The sequence below is a fragment of the Streptomyces sp. SAI-135 genome, from assembly GCF_029893805.1.
In the GTDB taxonomy this organism is placed as follows: Bacteria; Actinomycetota; Actinomycetes; order Streptomycetales; family Streptomycetaceae; genus Streptomyces.
Window position 1 is genome coordinate 3835092 of record NZ_JARXYP010000002.1, and the last position, 15298, is coordinate 3850389.

General features: G+C 65.7%; 7 protein-coding genes and 2 rRNA genes. 2 read left to right on the forward strand and 7 right to left on the reverse strand.

The genetic code is table 11. The features are described from left to right. Positions 1–60: 60 nt before the first annotated feature. From M2163_RS21725 to M2163_RS21735, 3 genes are all read right to left on the reverse strand, one after another. Positions 61–3181 (reverse strand): 23S ribosomal RNA (locus tag M2163_RS21725). Positions 3182–3489: 308 nt separating this feature from the next. Beyond that, positions 3490–5015, reverse strand: a 16S ribosomal RNA gene (locus M2163_RS21730). The 16S and 23S rRNA genes sit together here, the layout of an rRNA operon. Before the next feature lie 556 nt (positions 5016–5571). Then, the gene (locus tag M2163_RS21735) at positions 5572–6579 is read right to left on the reverse strand and encodes a stage II sporulation protein M (protein ID WP_280894777.1); all 1008 of its coding nucleotides are present in this window, start codon (positions 6577–6579) and stop codon (positions 5572–5574) included. A gap of 129 nt (positions 6580–6708) precedes the next feature. On the opposite strand from M2163_RS21735, the gene M2163_RS21740 reads away from it, so the two are divergent. Further along, entirely contained in the window at positions 6709–7704 is a 996-nt protein-coding gene (locus M2163_RS21740; protein ID WP_280894778.1) for an RDD family protein, read from the forward strand. Between the two features lie 61 nt (positions 7705–7765). On the opposite strand, the gene M2163_RS21745 is transcribed toward M2163_RS21740, so the two are convergent. Continuing rightward, on the reverse strand, positions 7766–8395 hold the full coding sequence (locus M2163_RS21745) for a hypothetical protein (RefSeq protein WP_280851139.1): 630 nt from the start codon (positions 8393–8395) through the stop codon (positions 7766–7768). 117 nt (positions 8396–8512) lie between these two features. Then, positions 8513–9970 carry an adenosylhomocysteinase gene (gene ahcY / locus M2163_RS21750; protein WP_280851138.1) on the reverse strand — a complete coding sequence of 486 codons (1458 nt, stop codon included), beginning with the start codon at positions 9968–9970 and terminating at the stop codon, positions 8513–8515. 455 nt (positions 9971–10425) lie between these two features. On the opposite strand from ahcY, the gene M2163_RS21755 reads away from it, so the two are divergent. Beyond that, on the forward strand, positions 10426–12855 hold the full coding sequence (locus M2163_RS21755) for a fructose-specific PTS transporter subunit EIIC (protein ID WP_280894779.1): 2430 nt from the start codon (positions 10426–10428) through the stop codon (positions 12853–12855). A gap of 61 nt (positions 12856–12916) precedes the next feature. On the opposite strand, the gene M2163_RS21760 is transcribed toward M2163_RS21755, so the two are convergent. Both M2163_RS21760 and manA read right to left on the reverse strand, forming a co-directional pair. Further along, positions 12917–13897, reverse strand: a complete 981-nt coding sequence (locus M2163_RS21760) for a cation diffusion facilitator family transporter (protein WP_280894780.1) — start codon at positions 13895–13897, stop codon at positions 12917–12919. A 195-nt stretch (positions 13898–14092) separates the two neighbouring features. Beyond that, positions 14093–15244 carry a mannose-6-phosphate isomerase, class I gene (manA, locus tag M2163_RS21765; RefSeq protein ID WP_280851137.1) on the reverse strand — a complete coding sequence of 384 codons (1152 nt, stop codon included), beginning with the start codon at positions 15242–15244 and terminating at the stop codon, positions 14093–14095. Between the last annotated feature and the right edge of the window lie 54 nt (positions 15245–15298).

Sequence of the window (15298 nt, forward strand, 5' to 3'; positions counted from 1 at the left end):
GATTAGACCGGAAAAGACACGGTCATTGCCTCAGAACTAACACAGTGGACGCGAGCAAATATGGACAAGCCCTCGGCCTATTAGTACCGGTCACCTCCACCCCTTACAGGGCTTCCAGATCCGGCCTATCAACCCAGTCGTCTACTGGGAGCCTTAACCCCTCAAAGGGGGTGGGAATACTCATCTCGAAGCAGGCTTCCCGCTTAGATGCTTTCAGCGGTTATCCCTCCCGAACGTAGCCAACCAGCCATGCCCTTGGCAGAACAACTGGCACACCAGAGGTTCGTCCGTCCCGGTCCTCTCGTACTAGGGACAGCCCTTCTCAATATTCCTACGCGCGCAGCGGATAGGGACCGAACTGTCTCACGACGTTCTAAACCCAGCTCGCGTACCGCTTTAATGGGCGAACAGCCCAACCCTTGGGACCGACTCCAGCCCCAGGATGCGACGAGCCGACATCGAGGTGCCAAACCATCCCGTCGATATGGACTCTTGGGGAAGATCAGCCTGTTATCCCCGGGGTACCTTTTATCCGTTGAGCGACGGCGCTTCCACAAGCCACCGCCGGATCACTAGTCCCGACTTTCGTCCCTGCTCGACCCGTCGGTCTCACAGTCAAGCTCCCTTGTGCACTTACACTCAACACCTGATTACCAACCAGGCTGAGGGAACCTTTGGGCGCCTCCGTTACTCTTTAGGAGGCAACCGCCCCAGTTAAACTACCCATCAGACACTGTCCCTGATCCGGATCACGGACCCAGGTTAGACATCCAGCACGACCAGACTGGTATTTCAACGACGACTCCACAACCACTGGCGTGGCTGCTTCAAAGTCTCCCAGCTATCCTACACAAGCCGAACCGAACACCAATATCAAACTGTAGTAAAGGTCCCGGGGTCTTTCCGTCCTGCTGCGCGAAACGAGCATCTTTACTCGTAGTGCAATTTCACCGGGCCTATGGTTGAGACAGTCGAGAAGTCGTTACGCCATTCGTGCAGGTCGGAACTTACCCGACAAGGAATTTCGCTACCTTAGGATGGTTATAGTTACCACCGCCGTTTACTGGCGCTTAAGTTCTCAGCTTCGCCACACCGAAATGTGACTAACCGGTCCCCTTAACGTTCCAGCACCGGGCAGGCGTCAGTCCGTATACATCGCCTTACGGCTTCGCACGGACCTGTGTTTTTAGTAAACAGTCGCTTCTCGCTGGTCTCTGCGGCCACCCCCAGCTCACCGAGTAAATCGGATCACCAGTGATGGCCCCCCTTCTCCCGAAGTTACGGGGGCATTTTGCCGAGTTCCTTAACCATAGTTCACCCGAACGCCTCGGTATTCTCTACCTGACCACCTGAGTCGGTTTAGGGTACGGGCCGCCATGAAACTCGCTAGAGGCTTTTCTCGACAGCATAGGATCATCCACTTCACCACAATCGGCTCGGCATCAGGTCTCAGACACATGTCAGGCGGATTTGCCTACCTGACGTCCTACACCCTTACCCCGGGACAACCACCGCCCGGGATGGACTACCTTCCTGCGTCACCCCATCACTCACCTACTGCAAGTCTGGTCCGTCGGCTCCACCACTCCCCTTTGCCCGAAGGCTCCGGGGCGGCTTCACGGACTTAGCATCGCCTGGTTCGATGTTTGACGCTTCACAGCGGGTACCGGAATATCAACCGGTTATCCATCGACTACGCCTGTCGGCCTCGCCTTAGGTCCCGACTTACCCTGGGCAGATCAGCTTGACCCAGGAACCCTTAGTCAATCGGCGCACACGTTTCCCACGTGTGTATCGCTACTCATGCCTGCATTCTCACTCGTGAACCGTCCACCACTGCCTTCCGGCGCAGCTTCACCCGGCACACGACGCTCCCCTACCCATCACAGCCTCCGTTGGGAGTATTGCTGCAATGACACGACTTCGGCGGTACGCTTGAGCCCCGCTACATTGTCGGCGCGGAATCACTAGACCAGTGAGCTATTACGCACTCTTTCAAGGGTGGCTGCTTCTAAGCCAACCTCCTGGTTGTCTCTGCGACTCCACATCCTTTCCCACTTAGCGTACGCTTAGGGGCCTTAGTCGATGCTCTGGGCTGTTTCCCTCTCGACCATGGAGCTTATCCCCCACAGTCTCACTGCCGCGCTCTCACTTACCGGCATTCGGAGTTTGGCTAAGGTCAGTAACCCGGTAGGGCCCATCGCCTATCCAGTGCTCTACCTCCGGCAAGAAACACACGACGCTGCACCTAAATGCATTTCGGGGAGAACCAGCTATCACGGAGTTTGATTGGCCTTTCACCCCTAACCACAGGTCATCCCCCAGGTTTTCAACCCTGGTGGGTTCGGTCCTCCACGAAGTCTTACCTCCGCTTCAACCTGCCCATGGCTAGATCACTCCGCTTCGGGTCTTGAGCGTGCTACTGAATCGCCCTGTTCGGACTCGCTTTCGCTACGGCTACCCCACCCGGGTTAACCTCGCAACACACCGCAAACTCGCAGGCTCATTCTTCAAAAGGCACGCAGTCACGAGGCAAGCACAAGTGCTTGCCCGACGCTCCCACGGCTTGTAGGCACACGGTTTCAGGTACTATTTCACTCCGCTCCCGCGGTACTTTTCACCATTCCCTCACGGTACTATCCGCTATCGGTCACCAGGGAATATTTAGGCTTAGCGGGTGGTCCCGCCAGATTCACACGGGATTTCTCGGGCCCCGTGCTACTTGGGTGTCTCTCAAACGAGCCGCTGACGTTTCGACTACGGGGGTCTTACCCTCTACGCCGGACCTTTCGCATGTCCTTCGCCTACATCAACGGTTTCTGACTCGTCCTGTCGCCGGCAGACGACAGAAGAGAGATCCCACAACCCCGCATGCGCAACCCCTGCCGGGTCTCACACGCATACGGTTTGGCCTCATCCGGTTTCGCTCGCCACTACTCCCGGAATCACGGTTGTTTTCTCTTCCTGCGGGTACTGAGATGTTTCACTTCCCCGCGTTCCCTCCACATACCCTATGTGTTCAGGTATGGGTGACAGCCCATGACGACTGCCGGGTTTCCCCATTCGGAAACCCCCGGATCAAAGCCTGGTTGACGACTCCCCGGGGACTATCGTGGCCTCCCACGTCCTTCATCGGTTCCTGGTGCCAAGGCATCCACCGTGCGCCCTTAAAAACTTGGCCACAGATGCTCGCGTCCACTGTGCAGTTCTCAAACAACGACCAGCCACCCATCACCCCCAACCTGAGCTGGAGTTCACTGGGGCCAGCATCGAAGCACAACCTTGCGGCCGCTACTTCAGACACCCAACAGCGTGCCCGACACCCTCGCCACTCGTGATCAGCGTTCCACGCTCCGAAGAGCAGTACTGGCAGCCCGAGATGACTGAAAGTGCCGAATAATCAACGTTCCACCCATGAGCAACCACCGCAGAACGTTTGCCTGCGTAGTGGCCTCTGACCAACCGGAGTTGGTAAGAAGTGCTCCTTAGAAAGGAGGTGATCCAGCCGCACCTTCCGGTACGGCTACCTTGTTACGACTTCGTCCCAATCGCCAGTCCCACCTTCGACAGCTCCCTCCCACAAGGGGTTGGGCCACCGGCTTCGGGTGTTACCGACTTTCGTGACGTGACGGGCGGTGTGTACAAGGCCCGGGAACGTATTCACCGCAGCAATGCTGATCTGCGATTACTAGCAACTCCGACTTCATGGGGTCGAGTTGCAGACCCCAATCCGAACTGAGACAGGCTTTTTGAGATTCGCTCCACCTCACGGTATCGCAGCTCATTGTACCTGCCATTGTAGCACGTGTGCAGCCCAAGACATAAGGGGCATGATGACTTGACGTCGTCCCCACCTTCCTCCGAGTTGACCCCGGCGGTCTCCTGTGAGTCCCCATCACCCCGAAGGGCATGCTGGCAACACAGGACAAGGGTTGCGCTCGTTGCGGGACTTAACCCAACATCTCACGACACGAGCTGACGACAGCCATGCACCACCTGTACACCGACCACAAGGGGGGCACTATCTCTAATGCTTTCCGGTGTATGTCAAGCCTTGGTAAGGTTCTTCGCGTTGCGTCGAATTAAGCCACATGCTCCGCTGCTTGTGCGGGCCCCCGTCAATTCCTTTGAGTTTTAGCCTTGCGGCCGTACTCCCCAGGCGGGGAACTTAATGCGTTAGCTGCGGCACCGACGACGTGGAATGTCGCCAACACCTAGTTCCCACCGTTTACGGCGTGGACTACCAGGGTATCTAATCCTGTTCGCTCCCCACGCTTTCGCTCCTCAGCGTCAGTAATGGCCCAGAGATCCGCCTTCGCCACCGGTGTTCCTCCTGATATCTGCGCATTTCACCGCTACACCAGGAATTCCGATCTCCCCTACCACACTCTAGCTAGCCCGTATCGAATGCAGACCCGGGGTTAAGCCCCGGGCTTTCACACCCGACGTGACAAGCCGCCTACGAGCTCTTTACGCCCAATAATTCCGGACAACGCTTGCGCCCTACGTATTACCGCGGCTGCTGGCACGTAGTTAGCCGGCGCTTCTTCTGCAGGTACCGTCACTTTCGCTTCTTCCCTGCTGAAAGAGGTTTACAACCCGAAGGCCGTCATCCCTCACGCGGCGTCGCTGCATCAGGCTTTCGCCCATTGTGCAATATTCCCCACTGCTGCCTCCCGTAGGAGTCTGGGCCGTGTCTCAGTCCCAGTGTGGCCGGTCGCCCTCTCAGGCCGGCTACCCGTCGTCGCCTTGGTGAGCCGTTACCTCACCAACAAGCTGATAGGCCGCGGGCTCATCCTTCACCGCCGGAGCTTTCAACCACCACGGATGCCCGTGGCAGTGCTATCCGGTATTAGACCCCGTTTCCAGGGCTTGTCCCAGAGTGAAGGGCAGATTGCCCACGTGTTACTCACCCGTTCGCCACTAATCCCCACCGAAGTGGTTCATCGTTCGACTTGCATGTGTTAAGCACGCCGCCAGCGTTCGTCCTGAGCCAGGATCAAACTCTCCGTGAATGTTTACCCGTAATCGGGTTCGCACATCACGAGAGCGGAACCGCCACCGGAATAAGGCGGCAGTTCTCAGCGTCCTCGCTGTGTTTTCTTCAAAGGAACCTCGCCCCAGCAGATGCTGGAGACGGGGTATCAACATATCTGGCGTTGATTTTTGGCACGCTGTTGAGTTCTCAAGGAACGGACGCTTCCTTTGTACTCACCCTCTCGGGCTTTCCTCCGGGCTTTTCCCTTCGGTCTTGCGTTTCCGACTCTATCAGACCGTTTCCGGTTCCGATTTCCTCGGCACTTTCCAGGTTCCCGCTTCCGCGTTTCCCTTTCCGGCGTTCCCAACATTATCAGAAGTTTCAGGCCGGGCTGACCGACCCTCTGTTTCCGCTTTACCGGGAAGGTGCTTCATAGAGATCTAAATTTCTAGAAGCAGACAGACACTCACCGCTGCCGAGCGGGATGAACCCAGCTCCAGGCAACTGTTCGAATCTACCTCCCCGCATCGGCCGTGTCAACGGCTCCTGTGGGGCGAAGGAGACAGTAGCAGCTCAGCACGGGCCCACGCACATCAGGCGGCTGTGGGGACGGTGGCGCTGCGTTCGGCGGCCTCGACGTCACCCGTATCGCCCGCACACGCGGCTCGTCCGCCCAGGATGAAGACGTAGGCGAGGAAGGCCAGCTCCGCGATGATCCCGATGGCTATGCGGGCCCAGGTGGGCAGCCCTGAGGGCGTGACGAAGCCTTCTATGGCTCCAGAGACGAACAGGACCAGGGCGAGGCCTATCGCCATGCCGACGGCGGCTCGGCCCTCCTCCGCCAGTGCGGTACGCCGGGATCGGGGGCCCGGGTCGATCAGTGTCCAACCGAGACGCAGTCCCGTGCCGGCGGCGACGAAGACCGCCGTGAGTTCGAGGAGGCCGTGCGGGAGGACGAGGCCGAGGAACGTGTCGAGGCGGCCGGCCGAGGACATCAGGCCGACGCCGACCCCGAGGTTGAGCATGTTCTGGAACAGGATCCAGAGGACGGGGAGGCCCAGGAAGATGCCCAGGACCAGGCACGTGGCAGCGGCCTGGGCGTTGTTCGTCCAGACCTGGGCCGCGAACGAGGCGGCGGGATGGCTTGAGTAGTACGTCTCGTACTGGCCGCCGGGACGGGTCAGCTCGCGCAGCTCGCTGGGGGCCGCGATGGAGGACTGCACCTCGGGGTGGGTGCCGATCCACCAGCCCAGGAGGGCTGCGACGACGGTGGACAGCAGCGCGGTGGGCACCCACCAGTGACGAGACCGGTAGACGGCGGCGGGAAAGCCGTATACGAGGAAGCGGGTGACATCGCGCCAGGAAGCGCGGCGGGTTCCCGTGACGGCGCTGCGCGCGCGTGCCACGAGTTGGCTGAGGCGGCCGGTGAGCTGTGGGTCGGGGGCGCTGGACTGGATCAGGGAGAGGTGTGTGGCGGTGCGCTGGTAGAGGGCGACGAGTTCGTCCGTCTCGGCGCCGTTGAGGCGGCGCTGGCGCCGGAGCAGGGCGTCGAGACGATCCCACTCGGCTCGGTGGGCGGTGACGAAGACGTCGAGGTCCATCGGTTTGCCTGCTCCTCAACTGATCGTCGGCGGTCCGTCGTGGATGTCAGCTTGTCGTACTGCGGCGCGATGCGCCCTCAGCTTGGCAGACTGGCTGTTCACGAGGCAGGTCAGGGAAGGGCGGCGGGCGTGAGTGAGCTGGTGACGGGCGAGGCGGTGGCGCTCGAGTTGCGCCCTGCGAGGCTGCCCAGCAGGGCCTTGGCCGTGCTGATCGACCTGATCGTGGCCGTCGTCGTGTACATCGCGGTGACCATCGCGGTGGTGGCAGCTGCCGCGTCCTTGGACGAGGCGGCTCAGATGGCGCTCTCGATCGCCGCGTTCCTGCTCGTTCTGGTGGGCGGGCCGATCGCGGTCGAGACGCTCAGCCACGGGCGTTCGCTGGGGAAGCTCGCCGTGGGGTTGCGCGTGGTGCGGGACGACGGCGGGCCCATCCGGTTCCGGCATGCGCTGGTGCGGGGTGCCATCGGGGTGGTCGAGATCCTGATGACGTTCGGGGTGGTGGCCTGTATCGCCTCGCTGGTCTCGGCGCGTGGGCGTCGGCTCGGTGACGTTTTCGCGGGGACGCTGGTCGTGCGGGAGCGGATCCCCGCGGCACCCAGCGGATTCGTGCCGCCGCCCCCGCCCTGGCTGGCCGGCCGGTTCTCCGAACTCGATCTGTCGGCTGTTCCCGATGGCCTCTGGCTCGCCATCCGTCAGTACCTGACGCGGATGCACCAACTCGATCCGCAGGTCGGCTGGGCGATGGCGGAGCGGCTGGCGTCCGATCTCGCGGCGCGTACCGGGGCTCCGGCGCCGGGGGACGTGCCGCCGGGCGCGTATCTGGCGGGGGTGGTGCAGGAGCGGCAGGCGCGCGAGTCCCGGCGGGCTTTCGGCAGCGGTACGGCGGGTACCGGGGCGTCTCCCACGGTGGTGCCCGGCCCAGGGTTCGGGGTGCAGGGCGGCCACCCGTATTCGGGAGCGCGGCCCGTCGGCCCGTCCTCCCCTCCGCCGCCTGTGCCGTACGGCGCCGAGGCGGCTTCCGTGGTGGACCGCCCCGGTGTTCCGGTCGAGGAGACCTCGGGCGGACGTCCGCCCGCCGGCGCCTCGGAGGGCAGGCCCGCTTCCGGGTTCGTGCCGCCGGCGTGATGTCGCAGGGGTCCGCGGCAGCGATGGTTCCGGATACCTGAGCGGCTCCGCCGGCGGGGGTTCAGCCGAGCGGCGGGTCGGGGAACGTCGACGGCGGTGATTCGAGGTCCTCCAGTTCGATCCCGGGGGCTGCGAGGACTACGTCGCCGGCGATGTGCACGGTGTGCTGCTCGCCCGTGTCCAGGGCTGTGACCTGGTACTCCTCCACGGTCAGCGGGCCGTTGTCAGTGGCGTGTGCTTCTCTTTTCAGCAGGGTCCAGGACTGGTCCACGGTGCGCGGGGCGAGGACCGGGTCCGTGAAGGCCACGAGGCGTACGCGAGTTGCTGATGCGGAGGGGGTGAGGCGCAGGAGACGGGTGGTGGCGACCAGAAACGCGGGGGATGTGCCGGTGAAGGCGTGGGCGGGGACATTGCCTTCCGTGGCGTGAGTCCCGGTGGGGTCCGTGCGGACCCAGGTGACGCCGTCGAGCGCCGCGCCGCGCACCTGCCAGCTGTCGGCGTGCAGTTCGAGACGGATGGGGCGGCCGAGGTCGTCGAGGGTGAGGTCGACCGAGCCGCTGTGATCGCCCGCGGGGGTGGTCAGCTGAGAGACGTAGCGCCAGCCGGACGGGCCGGGGGCGCACTGGAAGTGTTCTTCCGCGAGGGGGGTGTGATCGTGCGGATCGTGGAGCGAATAACGGCCGCGGGGCATGGGGGTCCTGGGTTCTGACGGGCTGTCCGGCCTGACCGGTCACAAGGCCAAAGGGGCAGGCCCCCGACACGGGGGTGCGGGGGCCTGCCTCGGAGGACTGCTGCTGTGCCGTACGGCTCAGTAGCGGTAGTGGTCCGGCTTGTACGGGCCGTCGACCTCGACGCCGATGTACGCCGCCTGCTCCGGGCGCAGCTGGGTCAGCTTCACGCCGAGCGCGTCCAGGTGGAGGCGGGCGACCTTCTCGTCGAGGTGCTTGGGCAGCACGTAGACGTCGGTCGGGTACTCGTCGGGCTTGGTGAACAGCTCGATCTGGGCCAGGGTCTGGTCCGCGAAAGAGTTGGACATCACGAACGACGGGTGTCCGGTGGCGTTGCCCAGGTTCAGCAGGCGGCCCTCGGACAGGACGATGATCACCTTGCCGTCGGGGAAGGTCCAGGTGTGGACCTGCGGCTTGACCTCGTCCTTGACGATGCCGGGGATCTGCGCGAGGCCGGCCATGTCGATCTCGTTGTCGAAGTGACCGATGTTGCCGACGATCGCCTGGTGCTTCATCTTGGCCATGTCCGAGGCCATGATGATGTCCTTGTTGCCGGTCGTGGTGACGAAGATGTCGGCCTTGTCGACGACCTCGTCCAGCGTCGTGACCTGGTAGCCGTCCATCGCCGCCTGCAGGGCGCAGATCGGGTCGATCTCGGTGACGATGACGCGTGCGCCCTGGCCGCGCAGGGACTCCGCGCAGCCCTTGCCGACGTCGCCGTAGCCGCAGACGACCGCGGTCTTGCCGCCGATGAGGACGTCGGTGGCGCGGTTGATGCCGTCGATCAGGGAGTGGCGGCAGCCGTACTTGTTGTCGAACTTCGACTTGGTGACGGCGTCGTTGACGTTGATCGCCGGGAACAGGAGGGTGCCGTCACGGTGCATCTCGTACAGACGGTGGACGCCGGTCGTGGTCTCCTCGGTCACACCGCGGATCTCCGAGGCGAGCTGGGTCCACTTCTGGGAGCCGTCGGTGATGGTGCGGTTCAGGAGCTCCAGGATGACCCGGTGCTCCTCGTTCTCGGCGGTGTCGACCGAGGGGACCTTGCCGGCCTTCTCGTACTCGACGCCCTTGTGGACGAGGAGGGTGGCGTCGCCGCCGTCGTCCAGGATCATGTTCGGGCCGCCGGTGGGGGTGTTCGGCCAGGTCAGAGCCTGCTCCGTGCACCACCAGTACTCCTCCAGGGTCTCGCCCTTCCAGGCGAAGACCGGGACGCCCTGGGGGTTGTCCACGGTGCCGTTCGGGCCGACGGCGATGGCGGCGGCCGCGTGGTCCTGGGTGGAGAAGATGTTGCAGGACGCCCAGCGGACCTCGGCGCCCAGGGCGACGAGGGTCTCGATGAGGACGGCGGTCTGCACGGTCATGTGCAGGGAGCCGGTGACGCGGGCGCCGGCGAGCGGCTGCGCCTCGGCGTACTCCTTGCGGATCGCCATCAGGCCGGGCATCTCGTGCTCGGCGAGGGTGATCTCCTTGCGGCCGAACTCGGCCAGGGAGAGGTCGGCGACCTTGAAGTCCTGTCGGTTGTCGACAGTCGTCATTGCGAGCTGCTCCTCGGGGTTGGGGCGAGGTGGGTACGGCTGGTCTGCGCGGCGGCGGACACAGGGGTGCCCGAAGAGGACACAGGCATGCCCGGTGCGCGCAGCGCAGTCCGTCGGAGGCCCTCTCTCCCTCGGTCGGTCCGCGGTGGGACCGCCCGACCGCCATCAGCAGCGACGTCTGGCTCCGTCCCAAGCTACACCGGTCGGCCGGGGCACCCCAGTCCGCCTCCGCATACATCAGGCCGATCACAGGGTGACGGCGGGAACGTCGCCGGGTGCGGCCGGGCCCTGGGGCCGGTGCGGATCTGGTGGCAACGGGCCAGGTCATCGGGGGGCTTTTGTCCTTGGGCGGCCTGGGCAGGTGCGGGAGGATGCACAGCGGTCAGCACAGCTGATCGATCTTGCGGGGCGCTCGGGACGGCGTCTCCGCGTGACAAAGGCGTGAGGAGATCGACGTGACCAGTCCAGCCGGACCTCCCCCCACGGGCGGCGACAGCGAGCGGCAGCGGGTGAAGCTGCTGGCCGTGACCGCGTGCCCGACCGGCATCGCGCACACGTACATGGCCGCGGAGAAGCTCGCGCAGGCCGCCGCGAGCCGGGGCATCGACATGAAGGTGGAGACCCAGGGATCGATCGGGGCTGAAAACGTTCTGGACGACAACGATGTCAGAGACGCGGACGGCATCATCGTCGCCGCGGACAAGGACGTGGACCTCAGCCGTTTCGCCGGCAAGCGGGTTCTCACCGTCGGGGTGGCCGAGGGGATCCACCATCCCGAGCGGTTGATCGAGCAGGTGCGGTCGGCGCCGGTGCACATGTCGGGCGCCGCTCCGGCCGTGTCGGGGCCGGGCGGCGGCAAGGAGCGGAGCGTCGGGTACAAGGCGCTGATGAACGGGGTCAGCTACATGATCCCGTTCGTGGTGGTCGGCGGGCTGCTGATCGCGATCTCGCTCTCGCTGGGCGGGCACACCGACCCGTCCGGCGGCCTGGTCATCCCGAAGGACTCCTTCTGGATGGACATCAACAACATCGGGGTCATCGGCTTCACACTGATGGTGCCGATCCTGTCCGGGTACATCGCCTACGCCATCGGGGACCGGCCCGCGCTGGTGCCCGGGATGATCGGCGGCTGGATCGCGAACACGGGTTCGCTGTACGACTCGAAGGCGGGCGCCGGATTCATCGGGGCGATCGTGACCGGGTTCCTCGCCGGGTATCTGGTGCTGTGGATCAAGAAGGTCAAGGTCCCGAAGTTCGTGCAGCCGATCATGCCGATCATCGTGATCCCGATCGTCGCGACCACGGCGCTCGGACTCTTCTTCATCTACGTCATCGGGAAACCGATCTCCTGGGTGTTCGAGCACCTGACCGACTGGCTGAGCGGGATGACCGGCACCAGCGCGATCCTGCTGGGCGCGATTCTGGGACTCATGATCGCGTTCGACATGGGCGGGCCGGTCAACAAGACGGCGTTCCTGTTCGGCGCCGGGCTGATCGCGACCGGCAACCAGACGGTCATGGGCATGTGCGCGGCCGCGATCCCCGTCATGCCGCTCGGACAGGGGCTCGCCACGCTGATACGGAAGCGGCTCTACACGGAGCAGGAGCGGGAGACCGGGCTGGCCGCGCTGTTCATGGGCTGCTTCGGCATCTCCGAGGGCGCGATCCCGTTCGCGGCGGCGCGGCCCGCGCAGGTCATCCCGGCCAACATGCTCGGTGGCGCCGTGGCCGGTGCGATCGCCGGGGTCGCCGGGGTCGAGGACGCGGTGCCGCACGGCGGGCCGATCGTGGCGGTGCTGGGTGCGGTGAGCGGGGTGCCGATGTTCTTCGTGGCCGTGCTGATCGGTACGGCCGTCACCGCGCTGACGACGGTCACGCTGGTCGACATCAGTGAGCGGCGGCGCAAGGGTGCGGTGACCGAGGCCGGGCTGGGTGTGCCTGGTGCGGCCGGGCCGCTCGAGCCCGCGCTCGTCGGGGTGGGCGCCGGTGCGGCGGCCGGCGGTGCCGCCGGTGCCGTGGTGGCGCAGCGGATCGTCGCCCCGTCATCGCACGAGACGTCCGCCGCCACGGGAGCGGCACCGGACGGGGTGCGGGCGGCCGCGGAATCCGACGCCAGTGTCGGCACGGACGCCGAAGCCGGCACCGAGGCCGATCCGTCCGCCCAGCCCCTGGCCGGTGCCGACACCGATGCCGACGTCCCCACCGTCACGGGCGCCGCAGCCGGCACGGAAGTCGATCCGTCAGCCAAGCCGCTGAGCAGTGCCGACATCAATGCCGACGTCCCCACCGCCACGGGTACCGCAGCCGACACCGAAACCGATCCGTCCGCCAGGGCCGGTGCAGTCGAGGCCGAGATGGATGCCGGTGGCGAGGCCGCCGCGATTTCCGTGGCTGAAACAGGTGGCGCCCCCGTGACCGGCCCCGACCGCGAAGTCCTCTCCGGCTATCTGACGGAGCGGACCGTGAAGGTCGCTCTCGGCGCCCGGGACAAGGAGGCAGCCATCCGGGAGATGGCGGAGCTGCTCGCCACGACCGGCAAGGTCACGGACGTGGACGAGTTGGTCGCCACCGCCCTGCGACGGGAGGCACAGGGAACCACCGGGCTCGGCGACGAGATCGCGATCCCGCACGCCAAGACGGATGCGGTGTCCGCGCCCGTCGTCGGGTTCGCACGGTCCGCCGAGGGCGTCGAGTGGGGTTCGCTGGACGGGACGAAGGCCAGGCTGGTCTTCATGATCTCGGTGCCGGAGGCGGCCGCGGGCGACGAGCACCTGCGCATCCTGGCGCTGTTGTCCCGGAAGCTGATGGACGCCGAGTTCCGGGCGCGGCTCATCGCGGCGCCCGACGAGCGGGCCGTACTGGACGTGCTGAGCGAGATCGGGTGAGCGAAGGGCCCGCGCCTCCCGGTGGAGGACGCGGGCCCTTGCAGCCGCTGTGGACCTGCGATCAGTGCCCGGCGGGGTGCGGAGCCGGTCCCCCGGGGGTGGCCTCGCGGTCGGCGCCCTTGCGGGCCTCGGCCTCGCTGTAGATGTCCGGTTCGAGGTAGATGACGCGGGCGATGGGGACGGCCTCGCGGATGCGGGACTCGGCGGCGTTGATCGCGGCGGCGACCTCGCCGGCCGTGTCGTCGTGCTGGACGGCGATCTTGGCGGCGACGAGCAGTTCCTCGGGGCCGAGGTGGAGCGTGCGCATGTGGATGATGCCGGTGACGGTGTCGCCGTCGACGATCGCGGCCTCGATCTTCTGGACCGCCTCGATGCCGGCGGCCTCGCCGAGCAGCAGGGACTTGGTCTCGACCGCCAGGACGAGGGCGATGAGGATGAGCAGGATTCCGATGCAGAGGGTGCCGATGCCGTCCCAGACGCCGTCACCGGTGAGCAGGGCCAGGCCGACACCGCCGAGGGCGAGGATCAGGCCGACGAGTGCGCCGAAGTCCTCCAGGAGGACGACCGGGAGCTCGGGGGCCTTGGCGCGGCGCACGAACTCCTTCCAGGAGAGGTCGCCGCGCAGCGGGTTGGACTCCTTGATGGCCGTCCGGAAGGAGAAGCCCTCGGCGATGATCGCGAAGACGAGGACGCCCACTGGCCAGTACCAGTGTTCGATCTCGTGCGGGTGCTTGATCTTCTCGTAGCCCTCGTAGACGGCGAACATGCCGCCGATCGAGAAGAGCACGATGGACACCAGGAAGGCGTAGATGTAGCGCTCGCGGCCGTAGCCGAAGGGGTGTTGCGGGGTGGCCTCGCGCTGGGCCTTCTTGCCGCCGAGGAGCAGCAGGAACTGGTTTCCGGAGTCGGCGAGCGAGTGCACGCCCTCGGCGAGCATCGAGGACGAGCCGCTGAACGCGAACGCCACGAACTTCGATGCCGCGATCGCGAGGTTGGCGCCGAGTGCCGCCACGATCGCCCTGGTTCCGCCTGACGCGCTCATCTGGTCGCGTTGTCCCTTCGCCTCAAGTGCCTCTACGCCGTCCAGGCCTTTGCCCGTCCTTTGCCGGGGGCCATTCTTGCAGCCTCCCCCGGCACGGACGTCTCAGCCGTCCACAGGCCCGGTCATACGATCACACGTCCTTGTCGCAGGTACCTGTCGCCCGTCCATGTCGCACGTCTCGGTCGCACGTCTCCGTCACACGATCACGGTCGCCCGGAAGAGCGTGCCCGTGCCGGACACCTCGGCCGTCTCACCCGCCGGCACGAACACCGACTGGCCGGGGCCCAGTTCGTGTTCCCCGACTCGCACGAAACCTGCCGTGCAGAGCAGGATCTGCGGGGCCGGGCGGGTCAGGTCGTGGGTGACGGCACCCTCGGGGAGGACGTACCGGGACAGCCGGAACTCGTCGATCGGCGTCTCGTAGACCTCCTCGCCGTCGGGGGACGCCTCGGGGCGGAGCACGCCCGGGTCGGCGGCCTCGAAGCGGACGACACGCAGGAGTTCGGGGACGTCGACGTGCTTGGGGGTCAGGCCGCAGCGCAGGACGTTGTCGGAGTTGGCCATGATCTCGACGCCCAGGCCGCTCAGGTACGCGTGCGGAATGCCGGCGCCGAGGAACAGGGCCTCGCCGGGCTGGAGCCGGACGTGGTTGAGGAGCATCGCGGCGATGACACCGGGGTCGCCCGGGTAGTGGTGGGCGATCTCGGCGTACGGGGCGTGGTCGCCGCCGAGGCGGGCGCAGGCTGCCGCGGCCTCGGTGACCGTACGAGCCATCTCCGCGCGGTCGGCGCTCAGGACGGCCGTCAGGACCTCGCGCAGGGCCGCCTCCTCGGGGTGGGCGTGCAGGAGGTCGACGTACGGCTTGAGGGAGTCGACGCCGAGCGCGTCCAGCAGTTCGGCCGCGCGCGCGGGGTCGCGGAAGCCGCACAGGCCGTCGAACTCGGTGAGCGCGCAGATCAGTTCGGGCTTGTGGTTGGCGTCCTTGTAGTTGCGGTGGCCCGCGTCCACGGGGATGCCGCGGCGCTCCTCGTCGTCGTAGCCCTCCTTCGCCTGGGCGAGGTCGGGGTGCACCTGGAGGGAGAGCGGTGCGCCGGCGGCGAGGATCTTGAGCAGGAAGGGCAGGCGGGGGCCGAACTTGGCGACGGCCGCCTCGCCCAGCTCGCGCGCGGGGTCCGCGTCGATGACCTCGACGAGTGTGCCCCGTCCGGTGCGTGAGGGGGCCCCGGGGTGGGCGCCCATCCACATCTCCGCCTGGGGTTCACCGGTGGGCCGGGTTCCGAGGAGTTCGGGGATGGCGGTCGTGGAACCCCAGGCGTAGGGGCGGATGGTGTTGTCGAGGCGGTCCATCGGGTTCTTTCTGTCGTACGGCGGTCAGGGCGGCCCGAGGTGTGCGGGTGGCGG